We start from the raw sequence: 20,125 nt of genomic DNA, 5'->3' as shown, positions 1-20,125 counted from the left end.
CGCCACGCTGGCGGCGCGGACCCGCGCTCAGCGGCTCGCGAGCCGCGCCGCCGCCATCACTTCGCGCTTCGTCTCCAGAATGTGCTCCTCGATCAACTCCACCACTTCGTCCACCGCGCGACGCCGGCAGGCATCGACGATCCGGTAGTGATCGCGCTGCACGTCGTCCTTTTGCGTGTCGAGCGACATGCGCAAGTGCGGGTAACGGTTGGTCGTCGATAAACAGTATTCCTCGATCAGCCGCTGCAACCGCTCGTTATTCGACGGCGCGCACATCGCCAGATGGAACTGCCGGTTGAATTCGGCCCAGTCGCCAGCATCGGCGGCGTCGTCGTAGGATTCCAGGATTTTGGTCAACGCGTCGATATCGGCGGCCACCATGTTCGGCACCGCCAGCTTGGCCGCGTAGGTTTCCAGCGCGGCGCGGATATCCAGCAGCTCGCAAATTTCCGCCGTCGACATCTCGACCACCACCGCGCCGCGATTCAACTGGTAATCGACCAGCCCCTCCGCTTCAAGTTGGCGCAGCGCTTCGCGCACCGGAATCCGGCTCGCGTTGAAGCGCTCCGCCAGGCTTTCCTGGCGCAATTGCGTACCCGGCGGCAACGCGCCGCGCAGGATGTCGTCGCGCAACTGATCGCGGATGGCTTGTGGCATCGAACGCTGATCTGACTTGGACTGCAGAGATGTCATGAGAAGTCGCGGTTAATGGCCGGCCGAACGCCCGCCAACAAAAAAGTTGTCGTCAAAGTTTGCGCCGTCATTCTTGGATCCAATCAACTACATTTTGAATAACTTTAAACCAAAATAGAATCCATTTAGAGGCTGCTTGTCGTTGTTCGCGTCACCTGAGAATGAGCGGATCTTAGCTTATTCACCGCACTCCCCCGAGCGTACCGCGCTCTCGGCCGCACTCGATCATCATTTAGCCGCTGTCAAGGACATTCCGGTGATCGCGGGCGGCAAGCGGATCGCGTCGTCGGAAACGGAAGGCCGCCGCCACGGCCTCGCTCAGCGACGTCTTGTTCGTGGAATTCCTGGAAGCGGCCGGCTTGCCGCCGGGCGTGATCAATTTCGTGCCCGGCGATGCGGGAACGATTTCCGTCACCGTGCTCGCCTCGCCCGGTTTCACGGCCCGCATTTCACCCGGATCGACGGCGGTTTTCGACACGCTCTGGCGCGCGTGCGCCGAGCGCAGCTATCCGCGTTTGGTCGGCGAGACGGGCGGGAGAGACTTCGTGCTCGCGCACGAGTCCGCCGATCCGCAAGCGCTCGCCGTCGCGCTCTTGCGCGGCGTGTTCGAATATCAGGGGCAAAAGTGCGGATTAGGATCGAGCGAAGATTTGCGGCTTTGTCGTTGGTGAACTGCTCGTCCACGATCATGCCGCTCGTCGCCTTCACCGCGACGACCAATGACGCGCCTACAACGACAAGGCGACCTGAACTACGGCGGCGTGACCGTCTACAAGGTGGTGAGCGGGAAGTAGACGCCCCTGCAAACCGTAGGCGTCAAATAAAGACGAGCTTTGAAAACCGGGGGGTCCGGGTACCCGGGTCAGGATGCGGATCGCGCCACGACCTCTCCGTCGCATCGCGATCCGCGCCGCTTGAGGAGCCCGCCAGCCATGGCGGGCACCTTTTTCCGAACGACGCGCGTGGATGCGTTTGCTCAGTAGGACTTCTTCATTCCGGCGCCGGTGCCGTTGGAATTCATATTGTTTCCCGGGACGTTTTTCTGCATCGTGGCGCCGGGCGTCGAATTGTTCATCGTGCCGTTGTTCATCTGATTGCCGCTCGGGTTGCCCATGCCGGTGCTGCCATCGGCCGCGCCGCCCATGCCGCGGCTGCCCATGCCGACGCCGTTACCCGCCGCGCCGCCATTGCCGCCGTTGCCGCCGCCCATGCCAGCCGCGCCGCCGCCGGCGCCACCCCCCGCGCCACCACCGGCACCGCCGCCCGCTTGCGCGTAGACGCCGCCCGACAAGCCCAAAACCAACGCCGAAACAAGAAGCTTCTTAGTAGCCGATTTCATCGCAGTCTCCCAGATTTGCATATCGGCGCGCGGCAACGAATGTTGGAGCGCCCGTATCGACGAGATCGCAATCGGTGTGCCGCGTGGAGCGGCGGGAAACTGCGAAAACCGGCGTTCGGAAACGCTTACCAGCGCGGACCGGGGCCGCATGGGTAGTACGCACGGCGATAGTCGTCGTAGCAGTAGTTCGGCGGCGGCGGCGCGGGTTGCGCGTACACCGGTTGCGCATACACGGGCTGTGCGTAGACCGGTTGAGCGTAGACGGGCGCGGGCGCGGCATAAACCGGCGCGGCGTTCGCCACCGATCCGACGATCGCGCCCAGGACCGCACCGCCGATCAACGCGCCGACAATCGCGCCGCCGTCACCGCCGCCACCCCCGTAACCATGTGCCGAAGCTTCGCCGGTTACCGTCAAACTGCCGATCATCAACAAGACAAGTGCTGCGCGTTTCATGGCTTTCTCCAGATCCCGTGCTCGGGACATGGATCGAATCTTAAGTGGATCGCGAAGAAATATCTGCACCAGTTGGTAACCGGAAATTTCTGTTGAAACAATTGCGGATTCGAGGCGATCGGCGCGCGTCAGCGGAAGAAAGCGGGCATCTTTTGCGCGAATGCGCAGAGTAGGGAAAACGTTTGCGCAACGTATGCGCTGCGGCAGCGCGTCGCAGAAAAATTACAAGCCCATGATTTGCAAGGATTTTTTAACGTCTATATAATGCGGACTTCCCAAGCAAGCCGCCAGACCGATGAATCGACTTCTCTTCACACTCGTTCTCTCCCTTACGTTGACGCAAGGCGTCCACGCGCAGGAGCGCACGCAGCAAGAAGAAAGCGACGCCGATCAAGCCGCTGCCACCGAGCAGGTTTCGCATCTCATCAGCCAGAAATTCGGCGTCGCGCGCGTCAAGGCGGAGCAAATTTCGACAGCGGTGATGTCCGCGGCGTCCAAATATTCGCTGCCGCCCGCGTTGCTGCTCGCCATCATTTCGATCGAATCGCGGTTCAAGGAAAAGGCACGCGGCGCGAATGGCGCAACCGGACTGATGCAGGTTGTCCCGACCGCGCATAAGCGGCTCGTCAAGAATATCGACCTGACGGAACCGACCGCGAATATCGAAGCGGGATCGGCGATCCTTCACGGATATCTGCAGTCCGCGCAAGGCGATGTGGGCGCAGCGCTCAAGAGCTACGGCGGATCGAAGGCGTATGCGGAGAAGGTCAGCCTGCGCGCCAAAAGCTTCGAGCCGACGCTATCCAGCGACGACGAATCCCCCACGCAATAACCGCATCTTCCCTCTCGCTTTCGAAAGCGCCATTCGTCCGAATGGCGCTTTTTTGCATTTACGCCGGTAATACTTGAATTAATCCATATATGGACTAATATGCGTTCATAGTTTCGAACGAGACCCAAAGTCATTATATGCCGCAAGCCGCCCGTTCCAATTCCGATCCGCTGCGACCGCCCGCGCCCCGGCCCGCGCACGATTTATCCGGCTTGAGCGGAGCCGGACTTCGCGCGTTTATCAAGATCGCACTTGCCTGGTCGCTGAGTATCGAGGAACAGATCGTCCTGCTCGGTTCGCCGGGCCGTTCGACCTTCTTTAAGTGGAAAGGCGAGCCGCAATCGGCGCGGCTCGGGCGCGACACGCTGGAGCGGCTGTCGCTGATTCTCGGCATTTACAAGGCGCTGCAAATCCTGCTGCCTGACCCACAATCCGCCGATACCTGGATCAAGCGCCCGAACAGTGCGCCGCCGTTCGGCGGGCGTCCGGCGCTCGAACGCATGCTGGCGGGCAACGTGAGCGACCTGATCGCGGTGCGGCAATATCTGGATGCGATGCGAGGCGGCTGGGCGTGACGCAACCGTTCTTGCAAGACAACTGGCGCGCGCGCTGGCCGCACGGCGCGCTGGATTGGTCGCCTGCGTACCGGGTGATCCCGACGCGTTTTCCGGCGGTCAACCTGTTCGATCGCGTGGCGTCGCCGGAAGATTTCGAGGCGTTGTACGCGCTCGAAGCCATGACCAACGACCGCCTGCGCACCGAAACCGGCGAACTCGACCTCGTCCCGCGCGACGAACGCTGCTTCGGCCCGGGTTGCGGCCCGATCATGGCGGCATTCACGCACTTGAACGCGAGCGGCAGCCGTTTTTCCGATGGCGGCTATGGCGTGTTTTATTGCGCGCGCGAGCGCCGGACGGCGATCGCGGAAACGCGCTATCACTCCGGACTTTTCCTCGCCGCAACGAACGAAGCGCCGACCCGCCAGCAAATGCGTCTGTACACGGTGATGGCGCGAGGCGACGTCGTGGATTTGCGCGGCGCGCGAATTGCGGAAGCGCGACTCGATCCACGCATCCTCGCGCCGGACGATTACGGCCCGGGCAAGTCGCTGGGCCGGGCGGCGCGGGAAGCGGGTGCACCGGGAATCGCGTATCCATCGGTGCGGGATACGGGCGGCGAGTGCCTGGCGGCATTCCGGACGACGTTGCTGCGCAATTGCCGGCACGCGGCCTATCTGGAATACAACTGGAATGGAGAAACGGTGGATTACGTGATGGAAACGAGCCGGGTCGGATAACTGGCGACAGGCACGGCGCACGCGACGAGCGCTATGCAACGTAGAAAGCAAGTTCCCAGAAAGTGCGGAACGCCGGCAAAAAGCTATCGAATCGCCACCGCCGCTCCCGTCCGCGTGCGTGCAATCTTCTTAGCAGCGGGCCGAGCCGCTTTACGAGCAGACCCAGACCCACGCGGCTTAGCGGACTCTTGAGCAAGATCGGCGAGCGCCTTATCGCTGCCTTTGAAAGCCCGAGCCTTACGACTCGACTTGGCAAGCAGGTTGGTTAACCGCGCATCCGAGGAAGAGGAGGAAGAACCCGCCCGCGCCGCCTCCCTCACCCGCCGCCGCGCATCCTTCTCCAGAAAAATCGCCAGCGCGACTTCATCGACCTTGAGACCGGCCCGCCGCGCAGCGGGCAAAGAATCGGCCAGCGCGCCTGCTTCGAACGCCTCGATGACCGCCGGATGCACATAACATTTCCGGCAAACCGCCGGCGTATTGCGCAGCAACTGCGACACGTCCTTGATCGTCCCGACCACGTGCTTGCGCGCCTCGCTGACCGTTTCCCACGAAAGCCGCCGCAACGCCGCCAGCGCGAAGACACTCCCCGCCCACGTCCGATAATCCTTCGCGGTGAAATCCGCACCGGTCACGTCGCGCAGATAGTCGTTGATATCGGACGACGCCACCGTATGCCGCGCGCCGTCGCTATCGAGATACTGGAAAAGGTCCTGTCCCGGCAGATCCATGCAGCGCTTCACGATCTTCGCCACCCGCGCGTCGCTTACCGACACATCGTGCTCGATCCCACTCTTGCCGCGAAACTGGAAGCGCAGCGTGCCCGCCTTCATCTTCAGATGTTTTTTGCGCAGCGTCGTGAGTCCATAAGAGCGATTCTCGCGCGCGTATTCCTCGCTGCCGACGCGAATCAGCGTCGTGTCGAGGAGCCGCACCACGGTCGCGAGCACCTTGTCGCGCGGCATGCCGTCGAGGGCGAGATCGCGCGCTACGCGTGCGCGCAGTTTCGGCAGCACGGCGCCGAATGCGATCAGCCGCTCGTATTTGGTGGCATCCCGCGTCTCGCGCCAGCGCGGGTGATAGCGATACTGCTTGCGTCCGCGCGCGTCACGTCCGGTCGCCTGCAGATGGCCGCGCGGGTCCGGGCAGATCCACACATCGGCATAAGCGGGCGGAATCGCCAGCGCGTTGATACGCCGAATCTCCGCTTCATCGGCGATTCGCGTGCCTTGCGTATTGAAATAAGCAAAAGCGCCGTCGGTCCATTGCCGCGTATAACCCGCACGCGAATCGTCGACGTAGCGCAGGCCCGGCGGAAGATCCTCCGGGCAAGAAACGTCGCTGGATCGTGAAAGGGTCACTGTGCACCTCGCCGCAGAGTTCGTTCGATGCAACCGAACGAGCAAAGCGTGTGCCGACGTGCCGGACGCTTTTGGAAAAGCCTTACGGCAAAGCGAGCGCGCGTGCGCCTTCCGCGCTCGCCCACGCCTCTTTGACGGACCAGCGGCGATCGGTCGCGGGCTCGACGATGGTGAGCCGGCCTTCGCTCATGAACGCGCCGGTATCGATGAAAATCTGCGAGCCGATCTGCTTCACGGTCTTCGCGGGCGTGTGGCCGCAGTAAGTGCGCGACAGTCCGAGCTGGCGCGTCGGCGCGGCGCTGCCGAGCGCGAGGCCGCGTCCCCACAGCAGTTGATGACGCACGTCTTCGGGAAAAGCGGCCACTTCGAGATCGGCGTCGCTGCCGAAAAATTCGGCGTGCAGCACGTTGAAGCGCGCCGGGCCATCGCCGACAATCCGCACCAGCGGCAAGGTCTCCAGCCGCGCGGCGAGCACGGCGAGTTCTTCGTCGCTCAGGCTTTGCGCCCAGCCGCCGCCGATGGAATACCACGCGTCGCGCCGCATGCGGCCGCGCGCGACGTCGCAAAGCGACTCTTCGTGATTGCCGAGCACGGCGTGAAACCAAGGCTTGTCGATCAAGTCGATCGCCGCGAGCGATGCGCTGCCCCGATCGATCAGATCGCCGACCGAGAACAGCCGGTCGCGCTCGCCATCGAAGCCGATTTCGTTCAGAAGAAAGCGCAACGCATCGACGCAGCCATGCAAATCGCCGACCACGAAGTCGCGACCTGCCGTGTTTGCGGGGTGCCAGAGCACCGCGGGATGGGTAGGAGCATTCATGGGAACAATCTTAATCCTCGATCGAAAAGCCGTGTGCGCGCTGTAGCGCTTTCGTCAGCAAAACGCGGTGGAACGGGTTCAGCAAGGCATCGTTGTGCCGGAATCCACTTTCTGTCTAGCTGGCTGAAAGGCGTCTGCGCAATAATCGGCACGTCCGGCCACATTTCCCTAAGCGATACGAGACGATGAACCTGATTCCGCAAGCTCTGCGTTACCGCCCGCGCGCGGTCATTGGCCTCGTGATAGGCATCCTTGCAGCAAGTCTCGCGCCATGGCATCTCCAGCCCGTCACTCGCGTTTTGCTGGGCTGGGACATCGCTGTCTGGCTTTATCTGGTGCTGATCTGGATCAAGATGGCGCGCGCCGGGCAGGAAAGCGTGCAGCAACTCGCCGAGCGCGAGGACGAGAGCGCCGGCACGGTGCTCGCTGCCGTGAGCGTGGCGGCGGTGGCGAGCTTCGTCGCTATCGTGCTGGAGTTGGCGACCGCGAAGACGCTCGGGCATCGCGGGGCGTTCGAGAGCGTCGCGCTGACCGCCGCGACCATGTTCGGCGGCTGGTTCCTGATCCCGACGATGTTCACGCTTCATTACGCCCGCCATTACTACCAGTCGCCGGATAACGAAACCTCACTGAAATTTCCCGACCACCACCTTTTGCCCGATTACTGGGATTTCCTGTATTTCTCGTTCACGATCGCCGTGGCGTCGCAGACGTCGGATGTCGTATTGCGCTCGACCGAAGTGCGCCGCACGGCGCTCGCGCAATCCGTGCTGTCGTTCTTTTTCAATTCGGCGGTGATCGGGCTCAGCGTGAATATCGCGGCGGGCTTGCTCGGATCGTAATTTCTTTTGGACCGGCAAATATTATCGAACCGGTTCGTTTTAAAAGCATGAATTACCGCATCGCAATCCTAATAATTCCGACGCCCAGTGTCATGTAAAAAAGCGCGCCAGGACGCTGCTACTTTTACACTCCAGCCCCGTCCTTCTCCCCGCCTCGCCCCGCACGATCCCAAGGTGCGCTTTCGCACTCATCGCTTTCCCGAGGGTTCATCGAAAAGTCACGCGGATGGCACAGGCTTTGCTCTGTCCCTCCGACTGTTCAGAAGATAACCCGAGGAAGCCCCGGAACATGCGTCACGCCAGCGTTGAAACGTTAGCGTCGCGCTCTGCTCCGAGCCGCTTCCCTCCAGCACCATCGAGTCACCCTCGCACCGGGAGCCCATTTTGTCCTTGAACGTTCTGCTAGTCGCATCCGAAGCCGTGCCGCTCGCCAAGACCGGCGGTCTCGGCGACATGGTAAGCGCTTACGCCGCCGCGCTCCGCGAAGCCGGCGTCGATGCCGCCATCCTGATGCCCGCCTATCCCGGCGCGGTCGCGCGGGCCGTCGGGCTGCAGAAAGTGGCGACGCTCGAAGGGCTTCCCGGCGGCGACGGCACCCTGCTGCGCGGCCGCATGCCGGACACCGGCGTGCCCGTGCTGCTCTTGCGCATGGACGCGCTCTACGCACGCGAGGGGCTGTATCAGGACGAACAGGGCCGCGACTATACGGACAACGCCATCCGCTTCGCGGCGTTATCGGCGGCGGCGGTGCGGGTCGCGGAAGGCTTGCGCGGCGTGAAGAAGCCGGATGTCGTTCATGCGCACGACTGGCACACGGGCTTGACGCCGCTCCTGATGAAGCGCGCCAACGTGCACGCGAAGAGTGTTTACACGATCCACAATCTGGCGTTTCAGGGCAACTACTCGCTCGCGCTTGGTGCAACGCTCGGCGTGCCGCCCGAATGGCTCGTGCCGGCGCTCACCGAGCCGAAGAGCATCGAGTTCTACGGCGCGCTGAGTCTGATGAAAGCGGGCATCGTCCACGCGGACAAGGTCACGACCGTCAGCGAAACTTACGCGCGCGAAATCCTCACGCCGCGCTTCGGCCATCTGATGGAAGGCGTGCTGCAAAGCTGCGCCGACAAGCTCTCGGGCATCATCAACGGGATCGACATGGCGGCGTGGAATCCGGCGACGGACCCGCTGATCGCGCGTCATTACGCCTTCGACGATCTGCGCGGCAAGCATGCCAACAAGCGCGCGCTGCAACAGCAGTTCGGCCTGCCCGCCGATCCGTTCGTGCCGGTGATGGCGATCGGCAGCCGCATGACGACGCAAAAGATGGCCGACGTGGTGATCGACGCGATCCCGCACTTGCTCGAACGTCATCCGCGCTTGCAGATTGCGGTGATCGGTCAGGGCGAGGCGCATCTCGAAGTCGCGTTCCGGCGTCTCGCGCAAACGTGGCCGGATCGCGTGGGCGTATATATCGGCTATGACGAGCGCCGCGCGCATGTGCTGCACGCGGGCGCGGACATCCTGCTGCATGGCAGCCGCTTCGAGCCGTGCGGCCTGACGCAGATTTACGCGATGCGCTACGGTACGTTGCCGGTGGCATCGCGCGTGGGCGGACTGGCCGATACGATCGTCGATGCACTCGACCTGGCCGATTATGCCGAGAGCGCACACGTCATTCAGCGCGAGGCGACCTACGATCTGCCCATCGCGCATGAAGAAGGCGCGAGCGCCGCGCGGCTGGCGACGGGCTTTCTCTTCGATGGCGAGACGGCGCACGATCTCTGCGCGGCCGCAACCCGTGCAATCGATGCCTTCATGCGCCCGCAGCAATGGCGCACACTTCAGCGCAACGCAATGTCGCGCGACTATGGGTGGAAGCAGGCTGTCTCCAAGTACGCCACACTCTATTCGGACTTGAGCGGTGCACGTCCTGCACGCTCGGCGCTGCGAGTGCGCCGGACGCCCGACGCCGCACGGCCGATGGTGGCCGCCGCTCGCGAACCGCTCGTTGCGCGGAGCGCGTGAGGTCGGTCGAAGGTTGCGCTTCTCGAATGACGAAGGACTGCGGCACGTTACGTGCTCACAGTCCTTCGCGACTTTTAAGCGCCACACCGAACGGCGTATCGGCCAAAGCCGGTGCGAGCCGATGCGCGATCCTCGCTATGATGCTTGATGACTGTTCGAGGTTCGTCCGCCGCCGTGAAGCGGTGTAGATCGGCTCCTTGGCCCACGTGAGCGTGATCGCGTTTTACCCGCATCCCCGCCACCGCAGGACGACTCTGGAAACGACGACCGATGGAAAACCATCAAGCCCATCATGGATCTGCGTCTCACGCATCTGCGTCTCGCGCCTTTGCGCCACGAATTTATTTTCTCGACCCCCTTCTCGTCGGAACAATGTCCGGCTGGAACGCTCAGTTCGAGCACGCGGCCTCGCTCGGCTTCGATCACGTTCTGATCGGCGCGCCGTTCGTGCCGGGCGTGAACGGCCAGCGGCAAGCAGTCGCGGATCATCATCAACTGCATCCTGTTTTCGAATTTACCGGCGAGGCAAGCGACGGTCTGCGCGCGCTTGCAACCCAAGCGAAGCAGCACGGCCTGACGGTGCTGCTCGATGTCGTGATCGATCGCGTGAGTGCCGATGGCGGTCTCTTTCAGCAGAACAAACACTGGTTTCATCCGTTCGAAGGCGCGGAAGCGCGGCTCGATCCGCGTCATGCACCGCGCGAAGAGAACGTCGCGTATGCGAATTTCGGCGATGGCGAAGCCGCCCAGCATCTCACCGAGTGGTGGGCGCGCGAACTGACGCTGCTCGCCGATGCAGGCGTGGGCGGTTTCCGCTTCGACGCACCGCATAAGGTGCCCGCGCATGTCTGGCGGCGCTTGGGCGCGGCTGTGCGCGAACGTCATCCCGAGACACGCTGGCTCGCGTGGACAGTCGGCGTGAGCCGCCACGACGTCGCGGCGCTCGCGGGCGTGGGTTTCGACGCGGTGTTTTCGTCTGCTCGCTGGTGGGACTTCAAGGGCGGCTGGCTTGTCGATGAACATGCGGCGCTCGTGCGGATCGCGCCGCCCATCGCGTTTCCCGAGGAACCCTACGGCGCGCGTCTGCTGTCGGACCTGCACGATACGAGCGATTCGTCGCTGGTCGAGCGGGCGTATCGGCGGGCGCTTTATACGGCGGCCGGTGTCGGCACGGGCCTGCTCGTGCCGATGGGTTTCGAGTTCGGTGTCACGCAGCCGCTTTCGCATGAGTACGGCAGCGCCACCGAGTACCAGCGCGCAAAGGATCAGGCGCGCTTCAATCTCTCGGCCGAAGTCGCGCACGCGAATGCGCTCCAGCGCGACTCGGCGGCGCTTGGCAGCACGGGCGAACTGCGCGCGCTGACCGGCGCGGGCACGCCGTTCGCCGCGTTGATCCGCGCCGCCGGGCCGGATCTGCGGCACTCGGCAAGCGCGGCGCTGATCGTGATCAATCCCGACCTGACGACGCCGGTTCGTATCGATCCGACGCATCTCGTGGAAGGCGTACCGGGCAACTTCACGCGTTTCCTGCCTATCGACGATCCCGCCGAAGCCGCGTTGCCGCTCCCTGCGTTCACGCTCGCGCCGGGCGACGTGCGATTGTTCCGCGCGTCCTCCCAGCCGCCGGTGCTGCTCGCCCAGCCGCAGGTGAAGCGCGGCGCAAAGGCGGCCGACAAGAAGTCGGTGACCGAGGCGCTGACTGCGCCGCGCGTGGCGATCGAAAGTGTGATGCCTTCCGTCGATCACGGCCGCTTTCCGGCAAAGCGCATCGTCGGGGAATCGGTGACGGTGACGGCGGCGATCTTTGCCGAAGGTCACGACAAGATCGCGGCCGCCGTGCAATGGCGCGCCGCCGACGAAACCGAATGGCACGAAGCGCCGATGCGCGCCGTGATCCCGCTCGGCAACGATCTCTGGACGGCGCAGCTTCCGCTCGATCGGCTTGGACGCCATGAATTCACCGTGATCGCGTGGCGCGACGACTTTGCATCGCTCGTCGATCACATGCAGAAGAAGTTGAAGGCCGGGCAGACCGTCGAACTCGAACTGGAAGAAGCGCGGCATCTGTTCGCGCTGATCCTCGCCGAAGTGAAGACGGTCGAAGGCGCGGCGACCGATCCGCTGGAAGGCATCGTGAAGGAATTCGCGAAGGCGAGCGCCGAGCGCAGGCTCGAACTCGTGCTTGCCGAAGAAACCGCGAGCGCGATCGCGGTTGCGCGTCACCGGCCATTCCTGTCGCGCGATCCGGTCACCTATCGCATCGACGCCGAACGCGCCGCCGCGCGCTTCGCAAGCTGGTACGAAATCTTCCCGCGTTCGATGAGCGACGACGAGAGCCGCCACGGCACGTTTGTCGATGTGATCGGCAAGATGCCGCGCATTCGCGACATGGGTTTCGACGTGCTCTATTTCCCGCCGATCAACCCGATCGGCGTGGCGAATCGCAAAGGCAAGAACAATACGCTGACCGCGCAGCCCGGCGATGTGGGCAGCCCGTATGCCATCGGCGGCAAGGAAGGCGGTCATACGGCGGTGCATCCAGACCTCGGCAATCTCGACGATTTCAAGCTGATGCTCGAAGCGGCGCACGCGCATGGACTTGAGATCGCGCTGGATTTCGCGGTGCAGTGTTCGCCGGATCATCCGTGGCTGAAGGAGCATCCCACATGGTTCGCGTGGCGTCCGGACGGCACGCTGCGCTATGCGGAAAATCCGCCGAAGAAGTATCAGGACATCGTGAATCCCGACTTCTACGCCGCCGATGCAAAGCCCGAACTGTGGCTCGCGCTGCGCGACGTGTTCCTCTTCTGGGTCGCGGCGGGCGTGCGGATTTTCCGCGTCGATAATCCGCATACCAAGCCGATGCCGTTCTGGGAATGGGTGATCGGCGATGTGCGCGCGCGGCATCCCGACGTCATGTTCCTGGCCGAAGCGTTCACGCGCCCGCGCGTGATGAACCGGCTGGCAAAGCTCGGCTTCTCGCAGTCGTACACGTACTTCACGTGGCGCGAGTCGAAGCGCGACTTTATCGACTATCTGCACGATCTGACGCAAACCGACGCGAAGGATTATTTCCGGCCCAACTTTTTCGTGAATACGCCGGACATCAATCCGCGCTTTTTGCAGCGCTCCGGGCGCGCCGGGTTCGTGATTCGCGCGGCGCTGGCGGCGACGTTGTCGGGGCTTTGGGGCGTGTATAGCGGCTTCGAGCTGTGCGAAGCGGCCGCGCTGCCGAATAGCGAGGAGTATCTCGATTCCGAGAAGTATCAGTTGCGCGCGTGGGACTGGAACCGGCCGGGGAATATCGTTGGCGAGGTGACGGCGCTCAATCGGATCCGGCGCGCGAATCCGGCCTTGCAGACGCATTTGGGCGTCAATTTCCTGACCGCGCACAACGAGCATATTTTGTTCTTCGAGAAGGCCAACGCGGCGCGTGACAACGTCGTGCTGGTCGCGATCAATCTCGATCCGTTCAACGAGCAAGGTGCGGATATCGAGTTGCCGTGGGGCACGCTCGAAGCTTGGGGCGTGCATGAGTGGGACGCGCTGGCGGTCGAGGATCAGATGACCGGTGAACGGTTTGAGTGGCGCGGACGTAGGCAGCATGTGCGGTTGGATCCGAACACGCGGCCGTTCGTGGTTTGGCGCATCGCGCCGGTTTGGGGTTTGCCGAAGGATTAAGGGTTGGGTTGGGTGGTCGATCTGGCGCTTCGGGGAACTTGCTTTCGTGTGCGTTTATTAGCGATGCCCCTGTCCGGGGCGGGACTTACTTTCTTTGCTGCTGCAAAGAAAGTAAGCAAAGAAAGCAGCGTGACCGTCTAAATGTCGTTCACTAGTGGTTTCTGGGAGTGGTGCGATAGAACAGCCGTGACATCGCACCACGAAACAGAGTGGAGCCGCTCATTCATCCTGGCCGGCATAAATGCCTGCCAGCACGAACCATCGGAAAACCGCCGGGTCTCTAAATATGCCGGTCGTCCGAGCGCAGCAAGGATGGAACTGACAGGTGCTGTGCCAATCCGAATGAATGCAGGTTGTTCTGTTCAGCTTGCGTGCCTATCCGGGTGGTTATGAGTGGTGGACACTTAGGCGGATAAGCTGCTTTCTTTGGTTACTTTCTTTGCAGCAGCAAAGAAAGTGACTGCTGCCGCGCATAGCGGCGTGCTAATAGACCGACATGAAAGCAAGTTCACAGAAAGCGCGTCAAGATCAAACGGTGTACCGAGCCAGACCGACCCAGACCGACCCAGAACCAAAGCGCCAGCAAGAAAAAAACCAGCGACTAATTTGGAGCGAAATTGTGAAGCGCAACAAGAACTCGACATTGAGCAACGACCCGCTCTGGTACAAAGACGCAATCATCTACCAGATTCACATCAAGTCGTTCTTCGACGCCAACAACGACGGAATCGGGGACTTCCCCGGGCTCCTTGCCAAGCTCGACTACATCGCGGAACTCGGCGTCGATACGATCTGGCTGCTGCCCTTCTATCCCTCGCCACGCCGCGACGACGGCTACGATATCGCCGATTACCGCAACGTCCACCCGGACTACGGCACGCTTGCCGACGTGAAGCGCTTCATCCAGGAAGCGCACGCGCGCGGTATCCGCGTCATCACGGAACTGGTCATCAACCACACGTCCGATCAACATCCCTGGTTCCAGCGCGCGCGGCTCGCCAAGCCCGGCTCGAATCATCGCAACTATTACGTATGGTCCGATACGGACAAGAAGTACGAGGAAACGCGCATCATCTTCATCGACTCGGAGCCGTCGAACTGGACGCACGATCCCGTCGCGGGGCAGTACTACTGGCACCGCTTCTTCAACCATCAACCCGACCTGAATTTCGATAACCCCGCCGTCCTCAAAGAGGTGCTGCAGGTCATGCGCTTCTGGCTCGACATGGGGATCGACGGGCTGCGGCTCGACGCCGTGCCGTATCTCGTCGAACGTGAAGGCACGAACAACGAGAACCTGCCCGAAACGCACGCGATCCTGAAGAAGATCCGCGCGACCATCGACGCCGAATATCCGAACCGCATGCTGCTCGCGGAAGCGAACCAGTGGCCGGAAGACGTGAAGGAATATTTCGGCGACGAAGACGAATGCCACATGGCGTTCCACTTCCCGCTGATGCCGCGTATCTACATGTCGATTGCGAGCGAAGACCGCTTCCCGATCACCGACATCATGCGTCAAACGCCGGACCTCGCCGAGACAAATCAATGGGCGATTTTCCTGCGCAATCACGACGAACTCACGCTCGAAATGGTCACGGATTCCGAGCGCGATTACCTGTGGAATACCTACGCGAGCGATCGCCGCGCGCGGTTGAATCTCGGCATTCGCCGCCGTCTTGCGCCGCTGATGGAACGCGACCGGCGCCGGATCGAATTGATCAACTCGCTGCTGCTTTCGATGCCCGGCACGCCCGTGATCTATTACGGCGACGAACTCGGCATGGGCGACAACATCCACCTCGGCGACCGCGACGGCGTGCGCACGCCGATGCAATGGTCGTCGGATCGTAACGGCGGATTCTCGCGCGCCGATCCCGAACAGCTCGTGCTGCCGCCGGTGATGGGTTCGCTCTACGGCTACGACGCGGTCAACGTGGAATCGCAGAGCCGCGATCCGCATTCGCTGCTCAACTGGACGCGCAAGATGCTCGCGGTGCGCCGCTCGAAGCACGCGTTCGGCCGCGGCAACATTCGCTTCCTGCGCCCGAATAACCGCAAGATTCTCGCGTACCTGCGCGAATTGCCCGGCGAGCCGCCCATTCTGTGCGTCGCCAATTTGTCGCGTGCGCCGCAAGCAGTGGAACTCGATTTGTCGGAATTCGCGGGTTCAGTGCCGCTCGAAATGACCGCCGATTCGCCGTTCCCGCCGATCGGCCAGTTGACGTATCTGCTCACGTTCCCGCCCTACGGCTTCCTCTGGTTCCAGCTTTGCCCGGGCAATTTGCGTCCGGCGTGGAGTCAGGCGCCGTCGGAACAGTTGCCGGAATTCGTGACGATGGTGATCCGCGCCGGCCAAACCGGGCCGACGCCCGAGAACGTGCGTCTGCTCGAATCCGAAGTGCTGCCGTCGTATCTGAGCAAGCGCCGCTGGTTCGCATCGAAGGATCAAAAGCTCAACGGCGTGCGGCTGGCCGCGCTCACGACCATCGAAGGCGCGGGTTTCGCGTTCACCGAAATCGAGGCCGATGTCGGCGATCACACGGAACGCTACGTTCTGCCGCTCGCGATTGCATGGGGCAGCGAGACGAGTTCGCCGCTTTACATGCAACTCGCGCTGGCCCGCGTGCGCCGCAACCGCAACATTGGTCACTTGACGGACGCGTTCTCCGTGCCGTCCTTCACCTATGGCGTGCTGAGAAAACTGCACGAGCGGGCCGTCGTTCCGACGGTGCAGAAGAGCGAAATCCGCTTCATCCCGACCGAGCGTTTCGACGCGCTCGGCTTCAGTCCCGCATCGCCGCCCGAGATTCGCTGGCTCGCGGCGGAGCAGAGCAACAGCTCGCTCGTGATCGGCGATAAGGTCGTGCTGAAACTCGTGCGCCGCGTGGTGGGCGGGATTCATCCGGAAGCGGAAATGAGCCGCTATCTGACGAAGCTCGGCTACAAGAACACGGGTCCGCTGATCGGCGAAGTGGTGCGCGTCGATCCTGAAAACGTGCCGCATACGCTCTGTATCCTGCAAGGCTTCGTCGATAACCAGGGCGACGCGTGGAACTACGCGCTCGACTATCTGCGCCGCACGATCGACGAGATGGCGGTCGCGGTCGAATCCGACGATCATTCGGCGGATCGCGAGCACGAATTGCCGGGCTTCGAAGGCTATCGCGCGATTGCGGGCATCATCGGCCGGCGGCTTGGTGAGTTGCACGTCGCGCTCGCCTCGCCCACCGACGACGAAGCCTTCAGCCCGCAGCGCGCAACGAAGAAGGACGTGCAAGGCTGGATTTCCGGCACGCGCGCGTTGCTCGTCACGGCGCTCGATATCGTCGCAGAACGGATTCGCGATCTGCAGGAACACGAACGCGGTCTCGCGCAAAGCCTGCTCGACCGGCGCGATCTGCTGATCGCGGCAGTCGAAAAGCTCGTGCCGGACGACGCCGACGCGCTCTGCATCCGCATCCACGGCGACTTCCACCTGGGCCAGGTTCTGATGGCGCAAGGCGACGCGTATCTGATCGACTTCGAAGGCGAACCGGCGCGTCCGCTCGACGAACGCCGCAAGAAGACGAGTCCGCTGCGCGATGTGGCGGGACTGCTCCGCTCGTTCTCTTATGCGAGCGCGGCAGCGCAGCCGACCTCGGAAAACGCGCCGCAACAGACGGCGGATCGCAAGCGTGCGTTGTTCGAACGCCTGCGCGTGCATGCCGAAGAGAGCTTCCTGCGTCAGTATCGCGACGCAATCACGCACTCGCCCGAACCGATCGCGTCCGACGCCGTCCATGCGGCTTTGCTCGACCTTTTCCTGATCGAAAAGGCCGCCTACGAAATCCGCTACGAAGCAGCGAACCGGCCGACCTGGATCGGCCTCCCGCTGCGTGGCCTCGCATCGCTTGCGAGCCGCCTGCTCGGCGACACGGGCGCACCGCCCGTACCCGGCACGCGGCCGTCGATCGAAGCAAACAAGGACACCTCAGATGGAACCGACCATGAATAAGCGCACGGACGAACGCGATCCGGCTGAAGGATTGCATCCGCTCGATATCGACGCGCTCGTCGAAGCTCGCCATCCCGATCCTTTCTCGCAGCTCGGCCTGCACGAGACCGCGTCGGGCGCGGTGGTGCGCGTGTTGCTGCCGGGCGCGGCGGCGGTAAGCGTGCTCGCGAGCGACAGCAGCGCGCCGCTCGGCACGCTCACGAAGATCCACGACGCCGGACTGTTCGCGGGATTTATCGACGGTGCGCAGCCGTATCGGCTGGCGATCGACTGGCATGGCACGCCGCAGGAAACGCACGACACCTACGCGTTCGGCCCCGTTCTCGCCGACGATGTGCTCAACCGTCTCGCCGGCGGCGATCCGTATGCGGTGCTCGACTGTCTCGGCTCGCGGCCGGTCACGCATGGCGGCGTCGCGGGCGTGCGGTTTGCCGTGTGGGCGCCGAACGCGCGGCGCGTGTCCGTGGTCGGCGACTTCAACTCGTGGGATGGCCGGCGTCATCCGATGCGGCTGCGGCACAACGCAGGCGTGTGGGAACTGTTCGTGCCGGGTCTCGGCGCGGGCACGCGCTACAAGTACGAGGTCGTCGCGCGGAACGGCCAGACGCTGCCGCTGAAAGCCGACCCGTGCGCGATGCAGAGCGAGCTTCCGCCCGCGACGGCATCGGTGGTCGCGGATGCCGACGCCGTTGAAACCTACGCGTGGACCGACGCCGCGTGGATGAGCGGACGCGGCGCGAAGCAAACACCGCAATCGCCGATCTCGATCTACGAGGTGCACGCGGAATCGTGGCTGCGTGTGCAGGATGAAGGCAATCGCGGCATGAACTGGCACGAACTCGCCGAGCGGCTGATTCCGTATGCAAAGGGCATGGGGTTCACGCACCTCGAATTCATGCCGATCGCGGAGCATCCGTTCGGTGGATCGTGGGGCTATCAGCCGCTTGGGCAGTTCGCACCGTCGGCGCGGTTCGGTACGCCCGAGCAGTTCGCGGAGTTCGTCAATCGCGCGCACGAGGCGGAGTTGGGCGTGATTCTCGACTGGGTTCCGGCGCACTTTCCAAACGACGCGCACGGCTTGATCGAGTTCGATGGCACGCCGCTTTACGAGCACGCCGATCCGCGCGAGGGCTATCACCAGGACTGGAACACGATGATCTACAACCTCGGCCGCAACGAGGTGAGCGCGTTCCTGATCGCATCGGGGCTGGCGTGGCTCAAGCGCTATCACGTCGATGGCCTGCGCGTGGATGCCGTGGCGTCAATGCTGTATCGCGACTATTCGCGCAAGGCGGGCGAGTGGGTGCCGAACATGTACGGCGGCCGCGAGAACCTCGAATCCATCGCGTTTCTCAAGCGGTTGAATCATGAAGTACGGCAGATTCCGGGCGCAATGACGATCGCCGAGGAATCGACTGCGTGGCCGGGCGTGACCGCGCCCGTCGAGGATGGCGGACTCGGTTTCGATTTCAAGTGGAACATGGGCTGGATGCACGACACGTTGCACTACATGGAGGAGGACCCGGTTTATCGGCAATACCACCATCACAACATGACGTTCGGCATGGTCTACGCGTATTCCGAGCGTTTCGTGCTGCCGCTTTCACACGATGAAGTCGTGCACGGCAAGGGATCGCTGATTGGCAAGATGCCGGGCGACCGCTGGCAGAAGTTTGCGAATTTGCGAGCGTATCTCGGGTTCATGTGGACGCATCCTGGGAAGAAGCTGCTGTTCATGGGCGGCGAATTCGGCCAGTTCGCGGAGTTCAATCACGACGAAACGCCGCATTGGCATTTGCTCGACGATCCTTTCCATGGCGGCTTGCAGAAGCTCGTGCGCGATTTGAACCGCGTGTATGGCGAGGAGCCGGCGCTGCACAAGCTGGATAGCGATCCGGGCGGGTTCGACTGGCTGATCGGCGATGACAGCGGCAATAGCGTTTATGCGTTCCGCCGCACGGACGGCGAGGGTCGCGAGCTGGTAGTGATCTGTAATTTGACGCCGGTGCCGCGCGAGGGGTATCGGATTGGGTTGCCTCGCGGCGGACGGTGGAGTGAAATTCTGAACTCCGATGCGTCGATTTATGGCGGGGCTAATCTTGGGAATGGTGGCGTGATTCACGCGCAGGACATTTCCAGTCATGGACGGGAGTTTTCGGCGGCGCTTGTGTTGCCGCCTTTGGCCACGATTGTTTTGCGGGCTGACTGAGGGAGGGGTTTGGGTGGTTCGCTTGTGACCTCTGGAAACTTGCTCGGGTTTTGGTTCGCTGGCGCTCGTTCCTTTTGTTTGCTTGCGCTTCCTGGAAACTTGTTTTCGTGTGCGTTTATTAGCGATGCCCCTGTCCGGGGCGGGACTTACTTTCTTTGCTGCTGCAAAGAAAGTAAGCAAAGAAAGCAGCGTGACCGCCTAAGTGTCCCCCGCTGGCGTTATGTGGGAGTGGTGCGCAAGCTGATTCGGCCATCGCACCACAAAACAGAGTGGAGCCGCTCATCCATCCCGGCAGGCACGAAGTGCCTGCCGGTAAGGCATAACTGAAAAACCGAACCAACCCGACCGCTGGTTTTCGATGTTCCCGTCGTCCGCGCGCAGCGAGGACGGAACTGACAGGCGCTGTGCCAATGAGGTTGAATGCGCGCTAACCTAATCAGCTTGCGCGCCTATCCGCGAGGTTATTCGTGGTGGACACTTAGGCGGACTAGCTGCTTTCTTTGGTTACTTTCTTTGCAGCAGCAAAGAAAGTGACTGCTGCCGCGCATAGCGGCGAGCTAATAGACCTACGCGAAAG

Annotated in this window: 13 protein-coding genes and 1 pseudogene; 9 read left to right on the top strand and 5 right to left on the bottom strand. The window is 62.6% G+C overall.

All coding sequences use genetic code 11. From position 1 onward, the window contains the following. Positions 1-27: 27 nt before the first annotated feature. Positions 28-693 carry a GntR family transcriptional regulator gene (locus AC3D25_RS25170; RefSeq protein ID WP_488891207.1) on the bottom strand — a complete coding sequence of 222 codons (666 nt, stop codon included), beginning with the start codon at positions 691-693 and terminating at the stop codon, positions 28-30. A gap of 308 nt (positions 694-1,001) precedes the next feature. Here AC3D25_RS25170 and AC3D25_RS25165 point away from each other — a divergent pair. Continuing rightward, positions 1,002-1,364: pseudogene (locus AC3D25_RS25165) on the top strand (aldehyde dehydrogenase family protein); the annotation flags it as partial. Positions 1,365-1,669: 305 nt separating this feature from the next. On the opposite strand, the gene AC3D25_RS25160 reads toward AC3D25_RS25165, so the two are convergent. Together AC3D25_RS25160 and AC3D25_RS25155 are read right to left on the bottom strand one after the other, a co-directional pair. Next, positions 1,670-2,032, bottom strand: a complete 363-nt coding sequence (locus tag AC3D25_RS25160; protein ID WP_488891206.1) for a hypothetical protein — start codon at positions 2,030-2,032, stop codon at positions 1,670-1,672. Positions 2,033-2,157: 125 nt separating this feature from the next. Then, positions 2,158-2,487, bottom strand: coding sequence for a hypothetical protein (locus AC3D25_RS25155; protein ID WP_488891205.1), 330 nt, complete (start codon positions 2,485-2,487; stop codon positions 2,158-2,160). Between the two features lie 295 nt (positions 2,488-2,782). Between AC3D25_RS25155 and AC3D25_RS25150 the strand changes: the two genes are divergently transcribed. The 3 genes from AC3D25_RS25150 (at position 2,783) to AC3D25_RS25140 (ending at position 4,616) form a co-directional block, all read left to right on the top strand. Continuing rightward, positions 2,783-3,319 carry a transglycosylase SLT domain-containing protein gene (locus AC3D25_RS25150; protein WP_488891204.1) on the top strand — a complete coding sequence of 179 codons (537 nt, stop codon included), beginning with the start codon at positions 2,783-2,785 and terminating at the stop codon, positions 3,317-3,319. 137 nt (positions 3,320-3,456) lie between these two features. Continuing rightward, positions 3,457-3,894, top strand: coding sequence for an MbcA/ParS/Xre antitoxin family protein (locus AC3D25_RS25145; protein ID WP_488891203.1), 438 nt, complete (start codon positions 3,457-3,459; stop codon positions 3,892-3,894). Further along, complete coding sequence (locus AC3D25_RS25140) at positions 3,891-4,616, top strand: RES family NAD+ phosphorylase (protein ID WP_488891202.1); 726 nt, start codon at positions 3,891-3,893, stop codon at positions 4,614-4,616. The genes AC3D25_RS25145 and AC3D25_RS25140 overlap by 4 nt, the downstream gene beginning before the upstream one ends. An 83-nt stretch (positions 4,617-4,699) precedes the next feature. Here AC3D25_RS25140 and AC3D25_RS25135 read toward each other — a convergent pair whose 3' ends face one another. Next, positions 4,700-5,977: a DNA topoisomerase IB gene (locus tag AC3D25_RS25135; RefSeq protein WP_488891201.1), complete on the bottom strand. Its 1,278-nt coding sequence runs from the start codon at positions 5,975-5,977 to the stop codon at positions 4,700-4,702. Positions 5,978-6,059: 82 nt separating this feature from the next. Continuing rightward, a complete protein-coding gene (locus tag AC3D25_RS25130; protein ID WP_488891200.1) occupies positions 6,060-6,797 on the bottom strand; it encodes a metallophosphoesterase in 738 nt (245 codons plus the stop codon). A 185-nt stretch (positions 6,798-6,982) separates the two neighbouring features. Between AC3D25_RS25130 and AC3D25_RS25125 the strand changes: the two genes are divergently transcribed. The 5 genes from AC3D25_RS25125 (at position 6,983) to glgB (ending at position 19,548) form a co-directional block, all read left to right on the top strand. Then, a complete protein-coding gene (locus tag AC3D25_RS25125) occupies positions 6,983-7,639 on the top strand; it encodes a DUF1345 domain-containing protein (protein ID WP_488891199.1) in 657 nt (218 codons plus the stop codon). 384 nt (positions 7,640-8,023) lie between these two features. After that, positions 8,024-9,661 (top strand): glycogen synthase GlgA, encoded by a 1,638-nt coding sequence (glgA, locus tag AC3D25_RS25120; RefSeq protein ID WP_488891198.1) that lies wholly within the window; start codon positions 8,024-8,026, stop codon positions 9,659-9,661. Between the two features lie 270 nt (positions 9,662-9,931). Next, positions 9,932-13,342, top strand: a complete 3,411-nt coding sequence (locus tag AC3D25_RS25115; protein ID WP_488891197.1) for a maltotransferase domain-containing protein — start codon at positions 9,932-9,934, stop codon at positions 13,340-13,342. A 619-nt stretch (positions 13,343-13,961) separates the two neighbouring features. Then, on the top strand, positions 13,962-17,339 hold the full coding sequence (gene treS, locus AC3D25_RS25110; RefSeq protein ID WP_488891196.1) for a maltose alpha-D-glucosyltransferase: 3,378 nt from the start codon (positions 13,962-13,964) through the stop codon (positions 17,337-17,339). Beyond that, positions 17,332-19,548: a 1,4-alpha-glucan branching protein GlgB gene (gene glgB, locus AC3D25_RS25105; RefSeq protein WP_488891195.1), complete on the top strand. Its 2,217-nt coding sequence runs from the start codon at positions 17,332-17,334 to the stop codon at positions 19,546-19,548. The genes treS and glgB overlap by 8 nt, the downstream gene beginning before the upstream one ends. Positions 19,549-20,125 lie beyond the last annotated feature (577 nt).

This window comes from Caballeronia sp. SL1002 (assembly GCF_057814995.1).
The sequence above is the reverse complement of the archived record's forward strand: the minus strand, read 5'-3'. Positions and strand labels throughout refer to the sequence as shown.